The following is a 25,165-nucleotide window of genomic DNA, read 5'->3' on the forward strand; positions in this document are numbered from 1 at the left end:
ATTCAGTCCATCCTGCCCACCGTGTGCAGACAGGCATACAGCGCGCCCACCTGATTGGCTTCACTGCTGAAATGGCAGGGCACGATCTCGGTGCGCGGCAGACCGATCATGTAGGGCGAATCTCCCCGGGAAGCGAACAGCCCGGCATATACCCGGCGCAGGCTGTCCAGCAGCAGCGGCTGCTTGCTGATACCGCCGCCAATGGCCACCTTTTCCACATCCAGCAGGACGGTCAGATTGTAGATCTGCACCGCCACCGCTTTGCAGAACCTTTCCAGCACTTCCAGCGCTTCCGGCTCTCCGGCATTGGCGGCATCAAAAAACTGTCTGCCATTCATGGGCGCATCGGCGGGCAGGCCCCTGCGGGCGCGGTACCACTGCAGCAGATTGGTGGTGCTGCACTGACAGGCCATGGTTTTTCCGGTGTTCTCCCACTCGTCAGCGTTGGTGTTCACAAAGCTGTATTCCCCGGCGGTAAAATGGATGCCCCGCACCAGCTGGCCGTTGGCGATGATGCCGCCGCCCACACCGGTGCCGATGATAAACACCGCCGCGTTGCAGCAGCCTTGCAGCGCACCAGCCTGCAGCTCTGCAAGGGCAGCGGCCTTGCCGTCATTTTCCAGCGTGACCGGACAGCCGCATCTTTCGCGCACCAGCTGCCCCACCTGCGTACCGGTGTTATACAGAAGTGCCCCGCCGTTGGAGACAAAGCCGGTGCGGGTGTCCACAAAGCCGGGCAGGGCCATGGCGATGCCGCTTACTTCATCCCGGTGCTGCGAATACAAAGCGTATAATGTGTCGAGAAAATGCTTCTGCGTATCCTGCGGTGTAGGCACAGACCCGGCATCGGTGCGGTTCAATCCTTCGTCCATCACCGAATACTTGATCTCAGTGCCGCCCACATCAAAAACCATGATCTTCATTGTGCCTGCCTCCGCTCATGTTATTTCTGGTTTTATTATGGCAAATTGCGTTTGGAATGTAAAGAGAAAAGCGGCAAAAACAGCCCGGAAAGATCCGCAGATCTTTCCGGGCTGTAAATTTAAAATACTAATTCCGCTAAAGATGCCCAGAGTGAAACGGAGGGCATTTTAGAACGTGTTACAGTTTGCTCAGCTGCGGGCCCTGTGCGGTGTCCTTGACCGCCCAGCCCAGCTCGGTCAGCTGTGCGCGGATGGCGTCGGCGGTGGCCCAGTCCTTGGCCTTCTTGGCGGCGGCGCGCTTCTCAACCAGCTCAGTCACCTCGGCGGGCACCTCGTCCTTTTTGCGGTTGTACAGCAGGCCCAGCACGCCGGTGATCTCGTCAAAGGCGGCGGCAGCGGTCTGCAGGGCGTCCTTGGAGGAAACAGCCGACAGCGTATTGATCTCCTTGACCAGATCGAACACGGCAGCCAGTGCATCCGGGGTGTTCAGGTCATCGTCCATGGCGGTGCAGAACTTGGTGCGGGCCTCGGCAGCCTTTTCCTTCAGGGTCTCGTCGGTGCCAAAGGTGTCCTTGGTCAGGGCAAAATCCAGATTCTCGCGGCAGGTGTACAGGCGCTCCAGGCTGTTCTTGCAGCTTTCAATGAGGTCCACGGTGTAGTTCAGGGGCATCCGGTAGCCTGCGGTCAGCATGAAATAGCGGATGGGTTCGTAGCCGTAGACGTCCGCCACGTCCCGCACGGTGAAGAAGTTGTGCAGGCTCTTGGACATCTTCTGATTGTCCACGTTGATGAAGCCGTTGTGCATCCAGTAGCGGGCGAACTCGCAGCCGTTGGCGCACTCGCTCTGGGCGATCTCGTTCTCGTGGTGAGGGAAGATCAGATCCTGACCGCCGCAGTGCAGGTCGATGGTCTTGCCCAGATGGGTGCGGCTCATGGCACTGCACTCGATGTGCCAGCCCGGGCGGCCCATGCCGTAGGGGCTTTCCCATGCAGGCTCACCGGGCTTTGCGGCCTTCCACACAGCAAAGTCGGCGGGGTCCTCCTTCAGGTCGTCGTCCATGCGGCTGCGCAGCTCGCGGTTGCCGCTTTCCAGATCGTCCAGCTTCAGGTGGCTCAGCTTGCCGTAGCCGGGGTCACTCTTCACCCGGAAATACACGTCGCCGTTCTTTGCAACGTAGGCATGGCCGGAGTCGATCAGGTCCTTCACGATGTCCAGAATCTGCTGGATATGCTCGGTAGCCCGGGGCTGGACGGTGGGCTTTTTGCAGTTCAGACCGGCGGCATCCTTGAGGTACTCAGCCTCAAAGCGCTGAGCGACCTCCTTCATGGAGGTGCCCTCCTCCTGACCCTTCTTGATGAGCTTATCGTCGATGTCGGTGATGTTGGAAACGTAGATCACCTTGTTGCCGCGGTACTCCAGGTAGCGGCGCAGAGTGTCGAACACGATCAGCGGGCGGGCGTTGCCGATGTGGATATAGTTATAAACGGTAGGGCCGCAGACGTAGATGCGGTATTCACCGGGCACCTGCGGAACAAATTCTTCTTTCTGGCGGGTCAGGGTGTTGAAGATCTGCATGGTCAATTCTCCTTTTTGTGGCAGACAGAAGCCGCAAAACAAACCGCCCCCGGAGCGGTGCACAAAGCACAGCTCCGAAGGCGGTTTTTTATCAAAATCGCGGTTCCACTTCTGTTTGTCGCTCAAAGCCGGTAACGGCGGCGCACCGCACGGCGATACTTCCCGTAGGGGTTCCCGCCGCGTGCTGTCCGGGCGCACTTTGCGCGGCAGTCTGCAAACAGGCTTCCAGCCAGTGGCCTGTTCTCTCTGCGCAGACGATATGCGGCGCTACTCTGCCCGGATAAACGCATTTATCCTTTTACCTCTTTATTATAGCGGTGCCGCACAGGGAAGTCAAGGTGGAACGGGGAAGGATTCAGAATGCGCAGAGCGAAGCGGAGCGCAATTAAAATCGTCTTGCCTTACCCGGGATACCGGCTCACTTCCAGCAGTTCTTCTGCACGCTTCACCTGCTCCGCTGTGGGCGGCACGGCGTCCGGCAGCGGATAAGGGATGCCCAGCTTCTGCCACTTGAACAGACCCAGTGTGTGGTAGGGCAGCACCTCCACCCGCTGCACCGTTTTCAGGCTGCGGATAAAGTCTGCGGTCCTGCGCAGGCCCTCCTCGTCGTCGGTCAGGCCGGGCACCAGCACATGCCGGATCCACAGCGGGATGCCGAGGTCCGAGATGCGGCGCGCCATCGCAAGGATGTTGGCATTGTCTTTGCCGGTGAGCTGCCGGTGGCGTTCCGGGTCGATTTCCTTCAGATCGAGGATGACCAGACTGGTGGACTTCATCAGCCGGTCGAAACCGGCCAGATAATCCGGGTCATCGGGCCGGAAGGGCTGCCCGGCGGTATCCAGAGCCGTGTGCACGCCTTTGGAGCGGGCCAGCTCGAAGAATGCCGTCAGGAACTCCATCTGGCGCAGCGGCTCGCCGCCGCTGACCGTGATGCCGCCCTTTTTGCCCCAGTAGTTGCGGTAGCGGTAGACCCGCTGGAACAGCTTTTCTGCCGTCCATTCCTCGCCGCCCTCCGCAGCCCACGTTTCCGGGTTGTGGCAGTATTTGCACCGCAGGGCACACCCCTGCAAAAACACCACAAAGCGCACACCGGGGCCGTCCACAGAGCCGAAGGATTCCAGCGAGTGGACATAGCCGATGGGATTACAGGGCTGCATGGCAGGTGCGGGAGATAACGTCCATCTGCTGCTCGCGGGTCAGGTCGATGAACTTGACGGCGTAGCCGGAGACGCGGATGGTGAAGTTGGCGTACTCCTCCTTCTCGGGATGCTCCATGGCGTCCAGCAGCTTTTCCTTGCCAAAGACGTTCACGTTCAGGTGGTGTGCACCCTGATCGAAGTAGCCGTCCATGACCTGTACCAGATTCTCCACCCGCTCGCCTTCGCTGTGGCCCAGAGCGTCCGGGTTGATGGTCTGGGTGTTGGAGATACCGTCCAGTGCCCAGTGGTAGGGCAGCTTTGCCACCGAGTTCAGGGAAGCCAGCAGGCCGTTCTGCTCTGCGCCGTAGCTGGGGTTTGCACCGGGAGCAAACGGGGTGAAGGCGGCACGGCCGTCCGGCAGAGCGCCGGTGTACTTGCCGTACACCACGTTGGAGGTGATGGTCAGGATGGAGGTGGTCGCCTCGGAGTTGCGGTAGGTGTGGCGCTTCTTGATCATCTCCAGGAAGGTGCGCAGCAGCCACACGCCGATCTCGTCGGCGCGGTCGTCGTCGTTGCCATACTTGGGGAAGTCGCCCTCGGTCTCAAAGCCGGTGGCAAGGCCGCTCTCGTCACGCACCACCTTGACCTTGGCGTACTTGATGGCGCTCAGGGAGTCGATGACGTGGGAGAAGCCTGCAATGCCGGTGGCAAAGGTGCGGCGCACATCGGTGTCGATGAGGGCCATCTCGGCTTCCTCGTAGTAGTATTTGTCGTGCATATACTGGATCAGGTTCAGCACATTGACGTACAGGCCAGCCAGCCAGTCCAGCATCTGGACATACTTGGGCAACACCTCGTCGTAGTTCAGGTATTCGCTGGTGATGGGGGCATAGTTGGGGCCGCACTGCTCGTGGCTCTTCTCGTCCACACCGCCGTTGATGGCGTACAGCAGGCACTTGGCAAGGTTGGCGCGGGCACCGAAGAACTGCATCTCCTTGCCGGTCTGGGTGGCAGACACGCAGCAGCAGATGGAGTAATCGTCGCCCCAGACGGGCTTCATCACGTCATCGTTCTCGTACTGGACAGAGCTGGTATCGATGGACACCTTGGCGGCATATTTTTTGAAGCTCTCCGGCAGAGCGGAGGAGTACAGAACAGTCAGGTTCGGCTCCGGTGCAGGGCCCATGTTTTCCAGCGTGTGCAGGAAGCGGTAGCAGTTCTTGGTGACCATGCTGCGGCCATCCATGCCGATGCCGCCCACTTCCAGCGTTGCCCACACGGGGTCGCCGGAGAACAGCTGGTTGTAGCTGGGGATGCGGGCAAACTTGACCATGCGGAACTTCATGACCATGTGGTCGATCAGCTCCTGTGCCTGGGTCTCGGTCAGGGTGCCGTTGTCCAGATCACGCTGGATGTAGATATCCAGGAAGGTGGAGATGCGGCCCACGCTCATGGCGGCGCCGTTCTGGGTCTTGATGGCGGCCAGATAGCCGAAGTACAGCCACTGGCAGGCCTCCTTGGCGTTCTTTGCGGGCTGAGAGATATCATAGCCGTAGGCCTCGGCCATCTTCTTCATGCCCTTCAGGGCGCTGATCTGGCGGGCGATCTCCTCGCGCAGGCGGATGACGTCATCGGTCATGGTGCCGTCGCCGCAGTTAGCGAAGTCCTCCTGCTTGAACTTGATCAGTGCATCGATGCCGTACAGGGCCACGCGGCGGTAATCGCCCACGATGCGGCCGCGGCCATAGGTATCCGGCAGGCCGGTGATGATATGGGTGTGGCGGGCTGCCTTCATTTCAGGAGTGTAGGCGTCAAACACTGCCTGATTGTGGGTGCGGGTGTAGTCGGTAAAGATCTTGTGCAGCTCCTCGCTGGGCTGGTAGCCGTAAGTGGTGCAGGCCTGCTCCGCCATCTTGATGCCGCCGTAGGGCATGAAGGCGCGCTTGAGGGGCTTGTCGGTCTGCAGACCCACGATCTGCTCCAGATCCTTCAGGCTTTCATCGATATAGCCGGGGCCGTAAGCAGTCAGGCTGCTGACCACCTCAGTCTCCATATCCAGCACGCCGCCCTTGGCGCGCTCGGCCTTCTGCAGCTTCTGCAGGGCACCCCACAGCTTGTCGGTCGCCTCGGTGGGGCCGGCCAGAAAGCTTTCGTCGCCGTCATACGGGGTGTAGTTCTTCTGGATGAAGTCGCGCACATTGACTTCTTCTTTCCAGATGCGGCCCTCAAAGCCTTCCCACTGTTCAAAATTGATCATTGGAACCTCCTTGCTCCATTACGCAGTTAGCGTTTTCTAACTAATGAGCCTTTGAAAAACCGCTCTGTATGGCGGCTTTCTGGGGGCAAAACGGTCTTGAACTGCCAGCTGCGGCAGCCCCGACTACAAGGTGTAGACAAAAATGAAAACCTGCCCACAAAATCTTGCGTTATTATAATAGCAAGAACCACTTTAAAATGCAATAGAAAACAAGTGGGTTTTCTGCCAAAGCAAGGGGCTTTCTTTGGGCAGAATGTAGAAAAAGCGCCGAAATCCCGGCGGCACACCCCTTTTGCGAAAAAAATCGCAAAATAAGGGTTGACAAGACTAACCGGCTATGGTATTCTGTTCTCGCAACGAGGTTAGGCAAATCTAACCGATATGCCGGACTACGTTGCACCAGAAAAGCGGGAGCCTCTGCAAGGGCTTCTGCGAAAACCGGATCCGCCATGGCAGAGCTGCGGAGCTGTGTCAGGTGATCCCCAAGTTTGTCGTGGCGAGGCCACTCCATCTTGCTTACGCAAGACCGCTTTGTGGCTTAAAAGCCCCACTGGGGCTTTCATTGCTGCGCAAACGCCAATTCCTCCATTCCATTCTCTTTTTTCAAGTGAGCTGTGGTTTTAGTTTGCTCCCACGGCTCGATGCGCGGCATTCGGTGTGATTGGTACCGCACAGAATGCAAAAGAAAAACAAAAACGGGACATGCAGCTTGACCACCTGCGTGCCCCGATTTTTGTTTTTAACTCCTTCAGTCATGGCTGACGCCATGCCAGCTCCCTCAAAGAGGGAGCCCTTGGCAGTGCGGAAAACTTTACGGTTTTGCCAAAGCCTCCCTCACTGAGGGAGGTGGATGCGAGTGCAGCGAGCAGACGGAAGGAGTTTTACTTCACGATCTCCGCCAGCTGACGGTACACTTCTTCCGCGCCGCCCTTGGGCGTTTTGATCTTCACGAACTGGCTGTTCACGATGGCGGTGCCGTCGGAGTAGACCGTGACCAGCAAGCGGTTGTTTTCATCCGCATCGTAATAGCTCACGGTGACGGAGTCCACCGGGTATTCGTGGCTGTAGGAGGAATACTGCTGGTTGAACCGCTTGACGCAGGTAAGGCCGGAGAGCACGTTTGCGATCTGCTGATAGGCCGGGTCGTCGGCAGAGAGCACCTGATAGTCCATCTCTGCGGAGCGGGCAAAGTTCTGAATGTGCTCCACCCGGACACCGGCCTGTGTGCTGGCCTTGATCCCGGATGCAAGATCGATCCGGGCAGAGGGAAGGATGAGCACCAGCGCCAGCAGGATGAGCAAAACGATGCCGAACCGGGACAGAATGCCTTTTTCCTTCATAAGAGTCATGCCTCCTTTGGCGGCTCCATTTGGCCCAGATGCCGCTGGGCAAAGAAGAAGCCCACGGCGCTGGCGGCGAACACCACATAATAGCTGGCGATGCGGTAGAGCATCATCATGCTCATCACCTCGCCCCGCTCCAGAAAGCTGCCGAACACCAGCAGGAATGCCGTCTCGATGGAGCCCATACCGGCCACATTGGGCAGGGCATTGGACAAAAACAGCATCAGGCTGGTGAGCAGCTGCACCTGCCAGAACCCCAGTGGGGAAAGCCCCATGAACCGGATGCACAGGTAGGGCAGGCAGAACAGCCCGAACAGCTTGACCGCCTGCAATGCCAGAATTTCAGCGCAGCGGGGCTTATCCTTCAGCAGACGGCGGCTCTCCTCGCCCAGAACATCCAGCTGCTGCTGCCAGTCGGCGCGGCGCTGCTGCCATTTTTCCGTTTTGGGCAGCAGACGCATCAGCCAGCGGGCAAGGTCCTGCACCAGCGGCGATACGCACACCAGCACCAGCACCACAATGATGGCCGCCACTACAGCGTATGCCATGGGCAGATAATTCATCACACCGGTGGTGTTGGCGGCAAGCCACCTGTGCTGCAACAGCAGCATCACCGTGGCATACAGCAGCACGGTGGTTTTGTGGAACACGTACTGCAGGGTCATCAGGCCCACACCCGGGCCCACCGGCAGGCCGCAGCGGTGGAGATACCAGGTCTGCACCGGCACGGCGCCTGCGCCCAGTGTGACCACATTGCCAAAGATGCCGCACCACGCGGTATCGATGCCCTGCCGGAGCCTGAAACCCGGAATGCGGCTGCGCACGATGACCCACGCCACGCACCCTTCCAGCAGCGGATAGCTGAGGCCGATGGCCAGCACCACCAGCACCTGCCATGCGGACAGCTGCGAAAGTGCTGCGGTGATCTCGGCCCAGTGGTCCTTGAACAGCAGCACGATGATGCCGGTGAGTGCGGCGAGCACCAGCAGCGAAAATGTCGTCTTTTTGCGGGAAGGTGCGGCAGAGGTGGGTTGGCTCATAAAGAGAACAGGCTCCTTTCAGAAGGAATGATCTGGTAAAAGTATAGCACTGTGTAGTCGTCTCTTTGTGAACGGAACCGGAATTTTCTTGTGCAATTTCAGCGGAATGATAAAAAACGTTCTGCCCAGCCTGCGTCAGAGGGCCGGCCCGCAAAGGATCTGCAGCCGACAAAAAAGCATCCGCAGCGGCACTGCCCGTGACTCCTTCTCGCAAACCCCGCACATGCGGGGAAAAGGCTGCCGATGACTTTTTCCTCGGCGTTGGGCAGGGATCACCCCCGCGTATGCGGGGAAAAGGGCCTGTCAATCGCAGGACAGGCAAAAAACCTGGGATCACCCCCGCATGTGCGGGGAAAAGTCTGCGGCTTCCTTCTCCTGCCGGGTGGGCAGAGGATCACCCCCGCATGTGCGGGGAAAAGCCGCTGAAGGTCTGGCTGGCTTCCAGCATACCGGGATCACCCCCGCGTATGCGGGGAAAAGCCGGTCAGCTCGGCGTAGTGCTCATCGGTCAGGGATCACCCCCGCGTATGCGGGGAAAAGCCTGATCGCTCCCGGTTCATAATGTGCAGGATGGGATCACCCCCGCACATGCGGGGAAAAGACGGGCGCTCCGTGGCGCTGGCTTATGGTCACCGGATCACCCCCGCATGTGCGGGGAAAAGGTATAACAGTCGCCGGGCATATCGGCAATGGTAGGATCACCCCCGCGTATGCGGGGAAAAGTTCACAAGGAAGTCGGCAATAAACTGCGGCTCGGGATCACCCCCGCATGTGCGGGGAAAAGGGCACAAAGACCGTTACCAGCGCAGACCTGCGGGGATCACCCCCGCATGTGCGGGGAAAAGATCCGATCCTTCACCTGCGGCAGTGCCTGCAGGTCCGGCCGGATCATGCCCGGCATCTCGTCCATCTCAGTTTTCTCCGCGCATGACGGTCATCAGCCCAAGGCCGTAGGCCTTGCCGCGTCCCATGCCCTGACACAGCAGTGCCCGGAACTGCTCTGAGTCGGTCACCTGCAAAACACCCTCGTAGGTCACTGCCAGCAGGGTCACAGGCCGGGTGCCGTGCTTGGCAAAGTGCTGCCACTGCACCCGGGTCACGGTAAATTCCTCTTCCCGCAAAGCAAAGCCATGCTTTGCGGCGCGGTCCAGCAGCCACTGCTTCTGATACTTTGTCGAGCAGTGCGCCGCCACAGTTCCCCGCTCTGCGGGTGCCTTGGGGTCTTTGCAGCATTTGGTGGGGTTTGCGGTCAGCCGGAACTGCCAGCTGCTGCCCGGCTCCACCCGCTGCAAAAGCGGGTCGTAGCTGCGGGTCTCCGCAGCCGCTCCGGTGCCGAACTGCTCCACCACACCGGACAGCTCCGGCACATCCTCGCTGAGCAGCAGCAGATACAGCCGCTCTCCCAGACGATCCAGCCGCCACAGCCTGCGGCGGCGCTCCCCCGTAAAGGCGCTTTCCACTGCGCCGTGCAATTTCTGCGGTGCCGCCAGTGCAGCCATGGTGCTGCGGCGGGTGGGATCGAGCTCTACCCGTGATAAATACATTCTCTCGCCCCCTTTACAATTCCCGGAACGGGTCATGCTCCGTCTTTTCCGGGCTGTCCGGCATGGTCTGCCAGAGCTCCCGCGCCGAACGGTAGCCGTACTGCCGATGGCGCGGGTCAAAGCTGACCGGCACATCCCGCTGCACAGCCGTGCCCGGCTCCAGCGGGTCGGCGTCCAGCACCAACCGCCAATGCCGCCCCGGACACAGAGGCGGTTCTGTCTGCAGTGCTTCCTGCAAAGAACATTGCCGTAGTCCCAGACAAAGCGGCAGTGTGGGCGGGCAGGAACGGCGGCCCAGATACAGCGGAAAGGCCGGGTGCAGCAGCGCCTGCTGAAGCTGCTGCAAAAGGGCGGTGTCTTCGCTTTCGATCCCAGCCAGAAACACGGCATCCTGCAGATAGTGGCGGTAGGTCACATAAGAGGTCTTTTGGTCCTGCGTCTTTGCGATGTGGTAGTCCACCAGCAGCTGTCCTTCCCGCTCCACGCGGATGCCGAACCGCAGCTGTGCCAACCGGGCCAGCGCTTCACTCTCGTCCCGCCGCAGCCCCAGAGCCGCCGCCAAAAGGCCGATGACGCCGCTCTTGGTGGGTTCCCGATTGGTTTTGCGGGTCTCAAATTTGGAGTCCGAGCCCCACGCCTGCAAAGGCGCTGCCAGCCGAAGCAACAGCGTTGCCATTACCCCACCTCATTTCCGGCAAGCGCATCCCGGACAGCCTTTTCCAGCGCATCCAGCATGGCCTTTGCCGTCTGTGCCGGAGCCAGCGCCTCCAGACCGCTGCCCACGGTAAAGCTCTGGGCCGGGGCCTCGGCAAAGCTGCTGTACATCTGCTGTGCATACTGTGCCAGCGCTGCCTTGGAAGGTTCGGCATACCCCTGCGTACTGCGGGGCACGGCACGCTCGAATGCGCCGCACAGGTTCACCGGCTGATCTTCCCGGATGGTCACATACACTGCATCCGGCAGAGTGCGGTTTGCAAAGCTGTTCTGTTTGCCGGTGGGCATGGAGAACAGAAACGCTTCGCCAAAGGCCCGCACCGTTTCCGCTGCCTGCTCTGCACCCAGCTGCCCGGCCAGCTCCATCACGTTTACCGTGGCATAGCGGTACAGGGTGGAGGAGTTGTACTCCACCGTGCCCAGATGGCCTGCACCGGCATTGTCCTCTGCCTGACAATCGTCCACTGCGGTAAAGTAATCGTACTCGTTCTGCACGGCATGGGTAGAGATGCTGTGGGCCACCTGCGCAGCGGCATCATAGTTCAGGGAGGGGTCATCTGCCACCATGCGGCCAAACAGCGCCATATCCATCGAAGGGGCTGCTTTCAGGGCCTTCTGGTATTCTTTTTTGTCGGTGCTGCCCGCCACAGCCAGCTCTGCCAATGCCTTTGCCTGCGCAGTGCTCATGAAAAACAGGGCTTTGGTACCTTTATCATCGCTCTTGATGCCCGCATTCTCCAGTGCTTTCTTTGCCAGCTTGTCCGCATCCGCTTCCGGAGCCAGTGCAAGGATCTGCTCTTTTACCAATTCTGCAACCTTTTTGGTGCGCTTGCCCACGTCCAGCCGGGCGTCATCCGCAAAGGCAGCGCGCATGGCGTGCTTCCACGCCTGTGAGGATACCCGGGCACGGGTCACACCGCCGTACACGGCTGTTTTGGGGCTGCCGGTGTCGTCCCGGTTGATGCAGCTGGGCGGTACGGTCTGCAAAATGTGGAAATCAACATACAGGCGCTTGTTCATGGTCAATTCTCCTTTTCATTCTCTTCCGGTGCAGGCTTCGAGTCACGGTACAGGTCCTGTCCCCACCGCAGACGGACGTTGGCGGGGACCTGCGCATACCGCGGGTCGGTGCATTGTAATTCATACAGATCTGCCGCAAGCTGCGGATAGTCCAACGGGATGCCGCCATCCTTTGCGGCGCTCAGCAGCTGGATCATCCCCCGCAGATGGTGGCTGATCTCGGTGATCTCTTCTGCGGTGGCCAGCGCATTGAACCGCCGCAGCACGCTGGCTTCGGTCCAATCCTGTCCGGCAGGGGTGTTCCGCTCTGCCAGCTGCCGCACCGCCCGGCCCAGCGTATTGCCCGGGCGGTTCATGGGCTGGTTGTTTCCCTGCTGATGCATAGCATATAAAGTCAGTGCAAGGTAGACCGCCCACTCTGCGTGGGAAGGGCCGCTGCGACCCTGAAAGCTTTCTGGCATTCCCCGCAGAAAACTCCCCCACAGCTCCGGCAGATCGCCGGGTGCGTGTCCAACGCCCCGCCGCAGCTTTGCCAGCTCAGCCCGCCGCTGGTTGTCCGGCAGGGCCCAAAGCCAGTGCAGCCGCTGCGCCGTATAGATTCTGACGTTCTGTGTTTTCATCCAATTCCCCCTTTATGATTCTGTTTTGGGATAGATTTCCCAAAGCTTTGCGCGAAAAATGTTATAGGCCCTTGGCGAGGTATACAGAATGGTTTTCGATTTGTTTTCGGTCTTTTTGGTCTTTTCCACCTCAATGCGGTGGCCCTTCAGGGCGGCGTTTCCGGCCTCCATCACCATCTGTTTCCCCAGCTTCTCCGCGATGTTGCGCGCCTGCGCCTGCCAGCGCAGTTCCATTTCATCATAGTTCTTTTGATTTGCATCGATCTTTTGCAGCCACAGCCGGAAGGGCTGGTCCACCGCAAAGTAGAACTGTGCACGGACAGAGCCGCCGACATTTTCATTTTTGTTCCCGGCCGCAATAGCGATATCCTGCGCCAGATACCCCACACACTGTGCTGCTTTTTCGCAGTTATTGACCTCTCTTACGATGCGCTCCTGCCATTTGCAGCTCAGTTCGTCCAACAGCCCTGCCTGAAAGGTCAGGCTGTCACTGAAGATATCTTCGATGTGGTTTTGGGTGGCATAAAGCACTCCAACGATGCGGAAATGGACCTTCCGCCGGGAGTCCAGGATTCCCAGCCGCTGTTCTTGTAGCTTCTCCGTCCAGCGTACCACGCCGGGGCGGTGGCCACTGTCCTGACAAAACACCGCCGGAAACTCCCGCCAGAACTGCCGGGCCGGGTCATGGCGGCAGGGCACAAACACCGCCGGCTCGTTCTTTTTGGCAGCGTTGCGCCAGACGGTCATCTGCTCCGCAAAAGCATTTTCTTTGGAGAAGAAATCGCCTCCCAATGCAAAGTAGCCATCCACCATTCCCTCTGTCCTGTGCAGCAGAAGCCGTCGGGATTGCAGGGTCAGCAGCTGTGCCGGGTCGTCCGGGCAGGGGATTTTCGTGCGCTCTGCGCTCCTTGGGGTCTCCAGTTCCCAGCACGGGCGGTTTTCACTCCAGTATTCCCGGCCATCCTTCAGCAGGGTAAGATTCAGCATCAATGTTTCGTACAGGTTGTTCCCCAGCGCCTGAATATAGCCAAGACTCCCCAGCCAGCCAACACTTATAGATGGCAGATTCTTTTCTTTCGGCTTCAAAGACGTATCATCAAAGCCGTTCACGGACAGCAGCCACCGGGCGGCTTGCGGGTAGCTCAGCCGCTCCTTGCTCTGCCCTGCATACAACGGAAAGAGTCGGAGTTTATTTTTGCTCTCTATCATTTCGCCGTTGAGCATCGCCGCGCTGCAGGCTGTCCCGATTTCAGCCCCCGGCACCTGCCAGAAGGGATGTGTCGGGTGGAACAGCCAGAAGCGTTCCTTCCACTGTTCCAGATAGTCCCGCAGCGGCTGCTCCGGGAAATGCCCCAGCTGCCACAGATCTCCCCAGCGAGCCAGAGCATCATCCTCTTCTTCAAACGGTTCTAGCTCACCTTCCACATTCACGCGGGAAAACACGGTAAACAGCACCGCCAGCAGCAGCCGCAGCATGGCGGCATCCTGCGTGGGCATTTCGCCTGCCAGATCCACATAATCCTGCGCATGGAGCAGTGCGTCCGTCAGAGAAACTTCCTGCACCGTATTGTCCGGCAGCCGAACCCGGACCCACGGCTCCGTCAACAGGTTAAATTCGATCTCCTTCATCCGTTTCCTCCTTTTGGTAGGTCAGGCCGTTTTCACGGTCATAACAAAGCTCCATGCCCGCAAGATGGGCGGTCAGGTTTTCGTCCAGCAGCAACACCAGCTCTCCGTGCAGCAGCGGAGACAGCTGCCACGCCGCAAGGCCGCTGCGGTTGTCCGCTTCCAGTTTCCGGATGACTTCGTCCACCTTCCACACTTTGCCGAACACCGCCGGGAGCCGCAGCTTCTGCCGGGCGATCTGCAAAGCGTCTTCGGGCTGCGGCGGCTGGTCGGATGCGACCGCTCTGCCGTTTTCCTGCCACGGCAGGAAGTGGATGCTTCCGTCTGCCCGGCGCTGCATCACCAGCACCTCCACCGAGGGGTCGCCGTCCCGCACTGCCGCCCGGGCAGCTGCATCAGAATGTGCCCCCACATTCTGCATCCAGCCATCCAAGGTATTGAGTTGTTTGAATCTTTTGTGCACTTTGGGCTGCGGCACAAGATACACCTGTGCCCGCTCTTTGCGCTGGGCCTGCGCAAACTCATAGGCTTTGCACATCCCCTCACTCCGTTCCGCTTCAGGCAGGGCATCGGCCTGTTCCCAGCCGTAGACTTTCTGCACCAGCGGAGAGATATCCTCCGGCAGGCAGATGTTCTCCGGAAGGCATGCCCGGGTGCGCCAGAGCAGCCATTGACCATACACTGCCTCACTGCCCCTGTCAAATTCCTCTGTGCCCGTGTCCAGCACAGCACAGACCGCTGTTTGCAGCGGCTGCGGACGAGACCGATTTGGGTGGCGCTGCAGACGGCCGATGCGCTGTAAGAGCAGATCCATCGGGCAAAGCTCTGTAACCATCACATCGAAATCCACATCCAACGACTGCTCTAATACCTGCGTACCTACCACGATCAGCCCATCACGCTCTGCAGCGGTGGAGCGCTTGCCGATGCGCCGCATCAGCTCCTGTTCCCGCGCGGCGCGGTCTGGCATCAGGAACTGTGCATGGAACACCTGCACTTCCTTTTCGGGCAGCACCTGACGCAGCCGCTGCGCCACCTCCTGCGCTTTGCGCACCGTATTGACGATGACGCCCGCGCAGCCGCCAGCCTGCATTTTCTGGGACAGGAAATCGGGCAGTTCTTCCGTTGTCAGGCGCACTGTCTGCACATTCCGGGCGGCCGTATCCAGCGGGATGGTCTTTTGCTGCACCTGTGCACCGTCCGTCCATGTCAGCAGCGGATAGCCACAGCTGGTTTTCCAAGGCGCATCCGGGCCGGGGCGGCGCTTTTGCTGGTAAGCCTCGATCAGCTCTGCACGCCGCCGGGCAGGCAGCGTGGCCGACAGCAGGATCACCGGCACCTTGTACCAGCCCAGCCATTCCAGCGCACGGTCCAGATAGCGGTTCATGTACGCATCATAAGCGTGGCATTCGTCCACGATCACCACCTTGCCCGCAAGGCCCAGATGGCGCAGCATCACATGCTTCTGGCACAGAGCCGCCATCAACAGCTGGTCTACCGTGCCGATGACAAAGTTTGCCAGCAGTGCCTGCTTGCTGCCCCGGAACCACTGATGCACCTGCACCCGCTGCTCTTCTGCTTCCGGGTCGTCCCAGTCGTCCTGCACCCGCACCGGCCGTTGCTGCAGGCGGATATACTCTTCGTTCAGTTCCGCCATGCCGTGCGCAAGCCGGATCGATCTGGGCAGGTCATCAGGCTGGTTTTCTGCCCATTGCAGCAGACGCGGAAAAAGCCCGTTTGCCGTTGCCTGCGTGGGCAGACCAAAGAAGATGCCGCCCGCTCCAAAGCGTGCCGCCAGAATTTCCGCTGCCGCCAGCGCCGCCTCGGTCTTGCCCACGCCCATCTGTGCTTCCAGAATCAAAATGCCCGGTGCATCCATGGTGTTGGCGGCTTCCATGGCCGCCTGCTGCACCGCATTGGGCGCAAAGCCAAACCGCTTTGCAAATTCCTCCGGCTCTGCAATGGTGGTCTGCGCCGCCCAGGGTGAAGCAGTCTCCTGTTTATCCCATTCGCGCCACGCCCGATCCGCACGTTCCGGATAAACCTCCTCACTGCCCGTCTCTTCCACAGGGATCAGCGGGAAATAATCCGTGTTGCTGGCGATCCAGTCCGCCATGATCAAAAGCCCCGTCAGCAAAATCTCTTCGGGCTGGTTGAGCACCGGCAGCGCGTCCACCCCGGAATAGCCGCTGTCCTGCAGTGCCTCTTGAAGCAATTCGTTCCAAAAGCCCTCCCAGATGCCCTTTTGCTCTTCCGGGTAGTAGTTGACTTCCCAGCATGTAAACTGTTTGTCAACTTCTGTGCCGTCCTGCGGCTTGCCATGATGGGCACCCGCGACCGAAGCGATCCCGTCAGGGCACCCCAGTTTTCTCAAAATTGCTTCACTCGCCCGGGCATGGGGCGTTTCGCACCGGTTCAGTTTCTGGCAGCTCAGCGGTGTCAGGCGTTCCAGCCGTTGTTTCGCCTCGGGCAAGCACTGCATGATCGTGCTCTGGAAGATTAAAATTGCCTTACCCAGATCGTGCCCCCAGCCCAAAAAGCGAGCCAGCTGCACCAATTCTTCCTCTTCCAATCCGGATGCCTTTTTTACGCTGTCGGGCAGCCATTTCCGCACCAGAAGCTCCATGATCTCTGCCGTATCCCGCAGGTGCATCCAGAGCGGCAGCCACAGATTGCTATTTTCCGGATCCGTTTTGCCGGCCAGAAGCCGTGATCGATCCAGCATCCGTCTCATTTTTGCTCCTTTCCTGATGGGTCGTGTATCCCATGTAGTAAGCATAGCAGACGACATGTCCCATAATCCGTACTTTCATGGCTTTATCTCCGGAAATGAAAAACAGCCCGTCCGTTCCATTCTCATCCGGTCGGCATTTCCATCCTGCCATACTCTGATTTCCGTTTCAAAGATACGCCTCTGCCTTTCTGCTGTCAACGGCACCGCTCAAATTCATCAGAGTTCCGAAAAAGAGCTTTCTTCTTTGTGCAAAAAACCGCCCCGGCTTCCTGCTTCGGAAACCGGGGCGGTTCGTTTGCTTTATTTGTGCTTTTTCAAGCGCTCACGCAATTACTTGCGGGGATTTTTGATAGCAGCCTGAGCGGCAGCCAGACGTGCGATAGGCACACGGAAGGGAGAGCAGCTGACGTAGTCCAGACCGACATTGTGGCAGAACTCCACGCTCGTGGGGTCGCCGCCGTGCTCGCCGCAGATGCCCAGACCCAGATCGGGACGGGTCTCGCGGCCGTCGTGGGCAGCCATCTTGACCAGCTTGCCAACGCCGATCTGATCCAGATGCTGGAACGGATCGCTCTCGTAGATCTTGTTCTCGTAGTATGCGCCCAGGAACTTGGCGGCATCATCACGGCTGAAGCCGAAGGTCATCTGGGTCAGGTCGTTGGTGCCGAAGCTGAAGAACTCAGCTTCCTTGGCGATCTCGCCGGCAGTCAGGGCTGCGCGGGGGATCTCGATCATGGTACCGACCTGATACTTCATCTCAACGCCTGCGGCAGCGATCAGCTCGTCTGCGACCTTGACCACAACGTCCTTGACGAACTTCAGCTCCTTGACCTCGCCGACCAGCGGGATCATGATGTGCGGGGTGATCATATAACCGGTCTCAGCAGAGACGTTCAGAGCAGCCTTGATGACAGCGCGGGTCTGCATCGCAGCGATCTCGGGGTAGGTGACAGCCAGACGGCAGCCGCGGTGACCCATCATGGGGTTGAACTCGTGCAGAGAAGTAACCACGTTCTTCAGGTCATCGAAGGTCATGCCCATATCGGCAGCCAGCTCCTTGATGTCCTCGTCCTTGGTGGGCAGGAACTCGTGCAGAGGCGGGTCCAGATAACGAATGGTCATCGGGCGCTCACCCATGATGCGGTACATGGCCTCGAAGTCACCCTGCTGGAACGGCTCGACCTTGGCCAGAGCAGCTTCGCGCTCTTCCACGGTACGTGCGCAGATCATCTCACGGACAGCCTTGATGCGATCCTCTGCGAAGAACATGTGCTCGGTACGGCACAGGCCGATGCCCTCAGCACCCAGATCCACTGCCTGCTGTGCGTCGCGCGGGTTGTCGGCGTTGGTCATGACCAGCAGCTGACGAGCAGCGTCTGCCCAGCCCATGAAACGGTTGAAGTTCTTATTGCCGGTAGCGGCCACGGTAGCGACCTGCTCGCCGTAGATGTTGCCGGTGGAACCATCGATGGAGATCCAGTCGCCCTCGGCGAACTTGTGACCATTAATCTCGAAGGTCTTTGCTTCCTCGTCGATCTTGACCTCGTTGTCATTGCCGCAGCCGGAGACACAGCAGGTGCCCATACCACGGGCAACAACGGCTGCGTGGCTGGTCATGCCGCCGCGGACGGTCAGGATGCCCTGAGAGACCTGCATGCCCACGATATCCTCGGGGCTGGTCTCCAGACGGACCAGAACGACCTTCTTCATCTTGCCGGACTTGACCATCTCCTCTGCTTCCTCAGCAGTAAAGACGATCTGGCCGCAGGCAGAACCGGGAGAAGCTGCCAGACCCTTGCCGACGACCTCGGCGGCCTTCAGGGCAGCGGCGTCGAACTGGGGATGCAGCAGGGTATCCAGCTGCTTGGGCTCCACGCGCAGGACAGCTTCCTGCTCGGTGATCATGCCCTCGTCCACCAGATCACATGCGATCTGCAGAGCGGCCTGAGCGGTACGCTTGCCGTTACGGGTCTGCAGCATGTACAGGTGGCCGTCCTCGATGGTGAACTCCATATCCTGCATATCGCGGAAGTAGTTCTCCAGACGGGTTGCGATCTCAACGAACTGATCGTACACCTCAGGCATCTGATCCTTCAGGTGGCTGATGGGAGAAGGAGTGCGCACGCCTGCGACGACGTCCTCGCCCTGTGCATTGATCAGGTACTCGCCCATCAGCTTCTTAGCGCCGGTGGCGGGGTCACGGGTGAATGCAACGCCGGTGCCGGAGCGGTCGCCGGAGTTGCCGAATGCCATCTGCTGAACGTTGACTGCGGTGCCCCACTCGTAGGGGATCTCGTTCATCTTACGGTAGACGTTTGCACGGGGGTTATCCCAGCTGCGGAAGACGGCCTTGACAGCCTCGATCAGCTGATCGCGGGGATCCTGCGGGAAGGGACGGCCTTCGTTCTCCTCGTAGATCTTCTTGAAGGTGCCGACCAGTTCCTTCAGGTCGTCAGCAGTCAGGTCAACGTCATTCTTGACGCCCTTGGCTTCCTTCATCTTGTCGATCTCGACCTCGAACAGGCTCTTCGGGACCATCATAACGACGTCCGCGAACATCTGCACGAAGCGGCGGTAGCAGTCGTATGCAAAACGGGCGTTGCCGGTCTTCTTTGCCAGACCTTCAACAGCCTCGTCGTTCAGGCCCAGGTTCAGGATGGTGTCCATCATGCCGGGCATGGACTGACGTGCGCCGGAACGGACAGAGACCAGCAGGGGGTTCTGGTTATCGCCGAACTTCTTGCCGGTGATCTCTTCCAGACCCTTGAGGTGCTCAAAGATATCAGCAGTGATCTCGTCATTGATCTGACGGCCGTCTGCATAATACTGGGTGCAGGCGTCGGTGGTGATGGTGAAACCCTGCGGCACCGGCATACCGGCTGCGGTCATTTCTGCCAGACCAGCACCCTTGCCGCCCAGAGTATTCTTCATGGTGACTTTGTCGCCGCCGAAAGCATCATTGCCTTCGCTGAAGTAGTACAGATACTTTTTGCTCATGCGTTGTTTACCTCCCATTCGTGACTGCAGCACAGCCGCACCGCAGTCTCATCGTTTGCCTTGTCTTAAAAACTCGACCGATGAACATTGTTTGTGAATGCTAAACTATTATACCAGAAAATCCATTCCTTTCCACCATGCAAAATCCCGAATTTGTCTGTTATTTTTTATGCAAATCCCTTGAAATTTGCCAAGTTTTAAGGTAGTATAGAATGGGAGAAAGTTCGAGAGGTTTTTCGTTTTCTGACGCGGTTTCCCCGCCTGTTGGATACAACTTTCTATCCCTGTAATTTCAGCTTTTCTTTTTTGTCGGCACATATCTCCTGTTGTATCCATCTTTGGATATGGATGCAACATTTCTCCGGGCAGAAAAAGCTGGTCTGCCCGCCGGGAGAGCACCGTGCCGGAAGGGAGATCTATCGTATGGAAAATTCTGTATCTTCTGCTGCGCTGAACGCAGCGCGTGAGCAGCTGGATGCTGCCGAAGCCGCCCGCGAGGTCATTCTGCTGCAGCATATCGCAAACGGCGTGATCATCGACAGCCGCACCGTTCAGATCGCACCGGACGTGGTCATTGCCCCGGGTGCCGTCATTCTGGCCGGTACCATCCTGCGGGGCAGAACAGTCATCGGTGCAGGCTGCATCATCGGCCCCAACACCCTCATCGAGGACAGCATCGTAGATGAGGGCAGCACCGTCAACGCCAGTCAGGTGTACAGCAGCCACATCGGCCCCCACAACAATATCGGTCCCTTCACCCATGTGCGGGTGAACACCGTCACCGACTACGGCGTGCATCTGGGTGCATACGTGGAGACCAAGAACTCCAACTTTGCCCGGGGCAACACGGTGAGCCACCTGACCTACATCGGCGACAGCGATGTGGGCAAGTACTGCAACTTCGGCTGCGGCACCGTCACCTGCAACTACGATGGCAAGGACAAGTTCCGCACCCAGATCGGCGATTACTGCTTTATCGGCTGCAACACCAACCTTGTGGCCCCGGTCAAGGTGGGCGACGGTGCTTACACCGCCGCCGGCAGCACCATCACCAAGGATGTGCCCGCACAGGCACTGGGCATCGCCCGGGAGCGCCAGACCAATCTGGAGGGCTGGGCAGAACCCAAGATGGAAGCCTACATTGCCAAAAAGCAGAAGCTGGAAAACGAGCAGAACAAGTAACGCTCTGCCCTCACGCTGAAGCTGCAATAAGCCCTTTTGCCCCCTGTGTCCTGCGGCACGGGGGCATTTTTTGCTTATAATGTATATCTTTTTGCGCGCGCGTATGTTATACTTAGATGTTGTATCACACTATTATCAGGAAAAGGTATTACCATATCATGAATGAAAACGATATCTGGCTCATTGCAGGGCTGGGCAACCCCGAAGCAAAATATGACGGCACCCGCCACAACACCGGTTTTGCCGCGCTGGACGCGCTGGCCGACAAGTGGAACATCTCTGTTGGCAAGACCAAATTTCAGGGCCTGTGGGGACAGGGCGAGGTGAACGGCCACAAGGTGGTGCTGCTGAAGCCCCTGACCTACATGAACCTCTCCGGCGATTCCATCGCCCCCATGGCGGGCTTTTTCAAGATCCCTGCCGACCATGTGCTGGTGCTGTGCGATGATATCACGCAGGCGCCCGGCAAGCTGCGCATCCGCCCCTCCGGTTCTGCCGGCGGGCACAACGGCCTGAAGAGCATCATCGCCCGGCTGGGCGGGGAGAACTTTCCCCGCATCCGCATCGGCATCGGCGCAAAGCCCCACCCGGACTACGACCTTGCCGCATGGGTGCTGGGCAAGTTCCCGCCGGAGGACGCCAAAGCCATCGCCGACCGCTACCCCGACCTTGAGGCCGCCGCAAAGCTCATCATGGACGGCAAGCTGAGTCTGGCACAGAGCAAATATAACGGGTAAAAGCACCTTCGGTTCCCGCAAGAAACCAGCGTGGCAGCTGCCGTTTGCCTTTACGACCCCACCCGTGAAAAAGCAATTCAGGAAAATCCGCAGATTTTCCTGAATTGCAAAATATAAATCATTTTTCCGCTGAAAATATCCAGAGCGCAAGCGGAGGATATTCAAAATCGTTATTCTCCCGCACCCTGACAGGAAAGGAGGTTTTTCCATGTACGAAGCCTTGCTCAAGGCCACACCGGAATATCAGAAGATCGCCGCCAGCTTTGCAAAGCCCGGCCCTGCCGCGCTGTTCGGTCTGCCGCCTGCAGGCCGTGCCCTGCTGTACGCCGCGTTGCAAAAAGACCTTGGCCGGGTGCTCTGCATCGTGACCCCCGGCGAGGCCGAGGCCACCCACTTTGCGGACGACCTCAAGGCATTGGGCCTTTCTGCCGCCGTGTTCCCGCCCCGGGACTTTATGCTGCGCCCGGTGGAGGGCGCGGGCCGCGAGTACGAGTACCGCCGCCTTTCGGTGCTGGGTTCCCTTGCAGGCGGGCGGCTGAACGCGGTCTGCGTGCCCGCCGAAGCGCTGTTGCAGTACACCGTGCCCCGGGATGAATTTTTAAAGAACACCCTCACCCTCAAACCCGGCATGGTGTACAACCGCGAGGGTCTTGTGGCCCGGCTGTTCGCCGCCGGGTATGTGCGGCGCAGTCAGGTGGACGGCCCGGGACAGTTCAGTGTGCGCGGCGATATCGTGGATATCTATGCGCCGGATATGCGCCAGCCCGCCCGCGTGGAATACTGGGACGATGAGATCGATTCCATTTCCTCCTTTGACCTGCTCACCCAGCGGCGGGACAGCGCACTGGATAAAATTTATCTTTCCCCTGCCCGCGAGGTGCTGTTCGGCGACACAGCCGAGACCGCCGAAGCCCTGCGTGCCGCCATCAAAAAGGCGCGCGGCCGGCATCGCACCGCACTGGAAAAGGCCACGGAAGCCGACCTTGCTCAGCTGGACTCCGGCCTGATGCCGGAAGCCATGGATAAATACTACGGCCTGCGCTATCCGAGCCCGGCCACCCTGCTGGATCATCTGGACACACCGCTGTTCATTCTGGACGAGGTGGGCGGCATCCGGGACGCCCAGAAGGCCACCGAGTTCCGCCGCAGCGAGGAGCTGACCGGACTGCTGGAGGAGGGCGTGCTCTGCCCCGGGCTGGATGTGCTCTACCAGACCATGGACGACCTTGCCGCTGCCGCTCAGAAGCAGAGCACCCTGCTGTGCGAGAACTTTCTGCGCGGCATGAACGAGTTCAAGCTGAAAAATCTCATCAACGCCGAAGCCTTTGCCGCACCCAACTGGAACGGCGACCTTGCTTCCCTGCGGGAGGATCTGGACCCCCTTATTGCGCAGGGCTATGCCGTCACCCTGTTCTCCGGCACGCCCAAGGGTGCCGCCGCCCTCACCCGCGACCTTGCCGACAAGGGCTACTCCGTGAGCATGAGCCGAGATGTGCGGCCCACAAAAGGCATCGTGCAGGTGCTGCCGGGTCATCTGACCGCCGGGTGCACCTTCCCCTTTGCCCATGCGGCGGTGCTGTCCAGCCGTCGGCACGGTCTGGAGGAAGAGACCGCCGCCGAGACCAAAAAGCGCAAAAAGAACAAGAATGCCCTTTCCAGCCTTTCGGATATCAAGCCCGGGGACTATGTGGTGCACCAGAGCCACGGCATCGGCATGTATGCGGGCATCCAGCGGTTGGAAGTGCAGGGTGCCACGAAAGATTACCTCAAGGTACAGTATTCCGGCTCGGACGTGCTGTACGTGCCGGTGACCCAGCTGGACCTGCTGAGCCGCTACACCGCCCCCGGCGACGAGGAAAAGGTAAAGCTGGCAAAGCTGGGCGGCGCCGAGTGGCAGCGTACCCGCGCCAAGGTGAAAAAAGCCACCGAGGAAATGGCGCAGGAGCTCATTGAGCTGTACGCCCGCCGCCGTCAGGCCACGGGCTACGCTTTCCCGCCGGACGGCGACTGGCAGCGGGACTTTGAGACCCGCTTTGACTACGACGAGACCGATGACCAGCTGAACGCCACCGCCGAGATCAAGCAGGACATGGAAAAGGGTTATCCCATGGACCGCCTGCTGTGCGGCGACGTGGGCGTGGGCAAGACCGAAGTGGCCCTGCGCGCCGCCTTCAAGTGCGTGATGGGCGGCAAGCAGTGCGCCATCCTTGCCCCCACCACCCTGCTGGCGTGGCAGCACTACAACACCATCCTCTCCCGCATGGAAGCTTTTCCCGTGAAGGTGGAGATGATGTCCCGCTTCCGCACCGCAAAGCAGCAGAAGGAGACCCTCCGGGGCCTGCAGTCGGGCAGTGTGGACATCGTGGTGGGCACCCACCGGCTGCTGTCCAAGGACGTGAAGTTCCACGACCTCGGCCTTGTCATCATCGATGAGGAGCAGCGCTTCGGCGTCAAGCACAAGGAAAAGCTCAAGGAGAACTTCATCGGGGTGGACATGCTCACCCTGTCGGCCACTCCCATCCCCCGCACCCTGAACATGGCCATGAGCGGCATCCGGGACCTTTCCACCATCGAACAGCCGCCCATCGAGCGGCAGCCCGTGGAGACCTTTGTGCTGGAATACAACGACGTCATCCTTGCCGAGGCCATGAAGAAGGAGCTTGCCCGGGGCGGGCAGGTGTACTACCTGCACAACCGGGTGGACAACATCGAAGCCTGCGCCGCCCATGTGAGCAAGCTGGTGCCCGGCGCACGCATCGGCATTGCTCACGGCAAGATGACCGAGGAAGAGCTGAACCCCGTGTGGCAGCATCTGCTGAACGGTGAGATCGACATTCTGGTGTGCACCACCCTCATCGAGACCGGCATCGATGTGCGCAACTGCAACACCCTCATCATCGAGGACGCCGACCGCATGGGCCTTGCCCAGCTGTACCAGATCAGAGGCCGGGTGGGCCGCTCCGGCCGCAAAGCCTATGCCTACTTCACCTTCCGGCGGGACAAGACCCTGACCGACATCGCCCAGAAGCGGCTCTCCGCTATCCGGGAGTTCACGGCCTTCGGTTCCGGCTTCCGCATCGCCATGCGGGATCTGCAGATCCGGGGTGCGGGCAGTCTTCTGGGCCACAGCCAGCACGGCCACATGGAGGCCGTGGGCTACGACCTCTACGTGAAGATGCTGGGGCAGGCCATCGCCCGGGCCAAGGGCGAACCTGTCCGGCGGGACAAGAGCGAATGCCTTGTGGACCTGCGGGTGGATGCCTTCATCCCGGAGAAATATATCGCAGACGGCCCGGGCCGCATTGAAGCTTATAAGCGCATTGCCGCCATCCAGACGGCAGAGGATGCCGCCGATGTGCTGGACGAGCTCATCGACCGCTACGGCGACCCGCCGCCCTCGGTGAGCGATCTGGTGAACGTGTCACTGGTGCGCGTGCAGGCCAGCGCTGTGGGCGTGACCGAAGTGACCCAGAAAAAGGACACCCTCACCCTGCAGCTGGAAAGTCTGGATCTGCCCATGATCCGGGGCCTGCTGGTAGCCTTCAACGGCCGCGTCACCGCCGGTGCAGGCAACCGGCCCTATCTTTCTGTCACCCTGCAGCCCGACGAAAAGCCGCTGGAGCTGCTGCAGAGCATCCTCAAGGCGATGGCGGAGATCCTGAATGGCGGAGAAAAAGCAAAAGCGTCTAAATAACGAACCCTCTCAGGCGCTG

Annotated in this window: 16 protein-coding genes and 1 CRISPR repeat array; of the genes, 3 read left to right on the forward strand and 13 right to left on the reverse strand. The window is 59.6% G+C overall.

Features of this window, described 5'->3' with window-relative positions:
- Nucleotides 1–2 precede the first annotated feature (2 nt).
- From ACNSPV_RS01165 to ppdK, 13 genes are all read right to left on the reverse strand, one after another.
- Complete coding sequence (locus tag ACNSPV_RS01165; RefSeq protein WP_348584878.1) at nucleotides 3–923, reverse strand: ROK family protein; 921 nt, start codon at nucleotides 921–923, stop codon at nucleotides 3–5.
- 178 nt (nucleotides 924–1,101) lie between these two features.
- On the reverse strand, nucleotides 1,102–2,499 hold the full coding sequence (gene cysS, locus ACNSPV_RS01170; protein WP_339395032.1) for a cysteine--tRNA ligase: 1,398 nt from the start codon (nucleotides 2,497–2,499) through the stop codon (nucleotides 1,102–1,104).
- A gap of 401 nt (nucleotides 2,500–2,900) precedes the next feature.
- Nucleotides 2,901–3,656: a pyruvate formate-lyase-activating protein gene (gene pflA, locus ACNSPV_RS01175; protein WP_348584877.1), complete on the reverse strand. Its 756-nt coding sequence runs from the start codon at nucleotides 3,654–3,656 to the stop codon at nucleotides 2,901–2,903.
- Complete coding sequence (pflB, locus tag ACNSPV_RS01180) at nucleotides 3,643–5,895, reverse strand: formate C-acetyltransferase (RefSeq protein WP_120080538.1); 2,253 nt, start codon at nucleotides 5,893–5,895, stop codon at nucleotides 3,643–3,645. The genes pflA and pflB overlap by 14 nt, the downstream gene beginning before the upstream one ends.
- Before the next feature lie 881 nt (nucleotides 5,896–6,776).
- Entirely contained in the window at nucleotides 6,777–7,235 is a 459-nt protein-coding gene (locus ACNSPV_RS01185) for a hypothetical protein (RefSeq protein ID WP_348584876.1), read from the reverse strand.
- A gap of 5 nt (nucleotides 7,236–7,240) precedes the next feature.
- Nucleotides 7,241–8,278: a lysylphosphatidylglycerol synthase transmembrane domain-containing protein gene (locus ACNSPV_RS01190; protein ID WP_348584875.1), complete on the reverse strand. Its 1,038-nt coding sequence runs from the start codon at nucleotides 8,276–8,278 to the stop codon at nucleotides 7,241–7,243.
- A 269-nt stretch (nucleotides 8,279–8,547) separates the two neighbouring features.
- Nucleotides 8,548–9,123: direct repeats of the CRISPR family, unit length 28 nt; unit sequence GGATCACCCCCGCATGTGCGGGGAAAAG.
- Nucleotides 9,124–9,189: 66 nt separating this feature from the next.
- A complete protein-coding gene (gene cas6e, locus ACNSPV_RS01195; protein ID WP_348584874.1) occupies nucleotides 9,190–9,822 on the reverse strand; it encodes a type I-E CRISPR-associated protein Cas6/Cse3/CasE in 633 nt (210 codons plus the stop codon).
- A gap of 13 nt (nucleotides 9,823–9,835) precedes the next feature.
- A complete protein-coding gene (gene cas5e / locus ACNSPV_RS01200; protein WP_348584873.1) occupies nucleotides 9,836–10,498 on the reverse strand; it encodes a type I-E CRISPR-associated protein Cas5/CasD in 663 nt (220 codons plus the stop codon).
- Nucleotides 10,498–11,556 carry a type I-E CRISPR-associated protein Cas7/Cse4/CasC gene (gene cas7e / locus ACNSPV_RS01205; protein WP_348584872.1) on the reverse strand — a complete coding sequence of 353 codons (1,059 nt, stop codon included), beginning with the start codon at nucleotides 11,554–11,556 and terminating at the stop codon, nucleotides 10,498–10,500. The genes cas5e and cas7e overlap by 1 nt, the downstream gene beginning before the upstream one ends.
- Nucleotides 11,557–11,558: 2 nt before the next feature.
- Nucleotides 11,559–12,176: a type I-E CRISPR-associated protein Cse2/CasB gene (casB, locus tag ACNSPV_RS01210; protein WP_348584871.1), complete on the reverse strand. Its 618-nt coding sequence runs from the start codon at nucleotides 12,174–12,176 to the stop codon at nucleotides 11,559–11,561.
- Between the two features lie 12 nt (nucleotides 12,177–12,188).
- Nucleotides 12,189–13,805, reverse strand: coding sequence for a type I-E CRISPR-associated protein Cse1/CasA (gene casA / locus ACNSPV_RS01215; protein WP_348584870.1), 1,617 nt, complete (start codon nucleotides 13,803–13,805; stop codon nucleotides 12,189–12,191).
- Entirely contained in the window at nucleotides 13,786–16,527 is a 2,742-nt protein-coding gene (gene cas3, locus ACNSPV_RS01220; protein WP_348584869.1) for a CRISPR-associated helicase Cas3', read from the reverse strand. Before cas3 ends, casA begins: the two co-directional genes overlap by 20 nt.
- A 339-nt stretch (nucleotides 16,528–16,866) precedes the next feature.
- Nucleotides 16,867–19,533 carry a pyruvate, phosphate dikinase gene (gene ppdK / locus ACNSPV_RS01225; RefSeq protein WP_348584868.1) on the reverse strand — a complete coding sequence of 889 codons (2,667 nt, stop codon included), beginning with the start codon at nucleotides 19,531–19,533 and terminating at the stop codon, nucleotides 16,867–16,869.
- A 423-nt stretch (nucleotides 19,534–19,956) separates the two neighbouring features.
- Here ppdK and ACNSPV_RS01230 point away from each other — a divergent pair, with 423 nt between their 5' ends.
- The 3 genes from ACNSPV_RS01230 to mfd all read left to right on the forward strand — a co-directional run bounded on the left by ACNSPV_RS01230 (nucleotide 19,957) and on the right by mfd (nucleotide 25,146).
- Nucleotides 19,957–20,715 (forward strand): UDP-N-acetylglucosamine diphosphorylase, encoded by a 759-nt coding sequence (locus ACNSPV_RS01230; RefSeq protein WP_348584867.1) that lies wholly within the window; start codon nucleotides 19,957–19,959, stop codon nucleotides 20,713–20,715.
- 158 nt (nucleotides 20,716–20,873) lie between these two features.
- Entirely contained in the window at nucleotides 20,874–21,452 is a 579-nt protein-coding gene (gene pth, locus ACNSPV_RS01235; RefSeq protein WP_348584866.1) for an aminoacyl-tRNA hydrolase, read from the forward strand.
- Between the two features lie 208 nt (nucleotides 21,453–21,660).
- Nucleotides 21,661–25,146, forward strand: coding sequence for a transcription-repair coupling factor (mfd, locus tag ACNSPV_RS01240; RefSeq protein WP_348584865.1), 3,486 nt, complete (start codon nucleotides 21,661–21,663; stop codon nucleotides 25,144–25,146).
- Nucleotides 25,147–25,165 lie beyond the last annotated feature (19 nt).

It is taken from the genome of Faecalibacterium sp. 3 (assembly GCF_048323735.1).
GTDB classification, from domain to species: domain Bacteria; phylum Bacillota; class Clostridia; order Oscillospirales; family Ruminococcaceae; genus Faecalibacterium; species Faecalibacterium wellingii.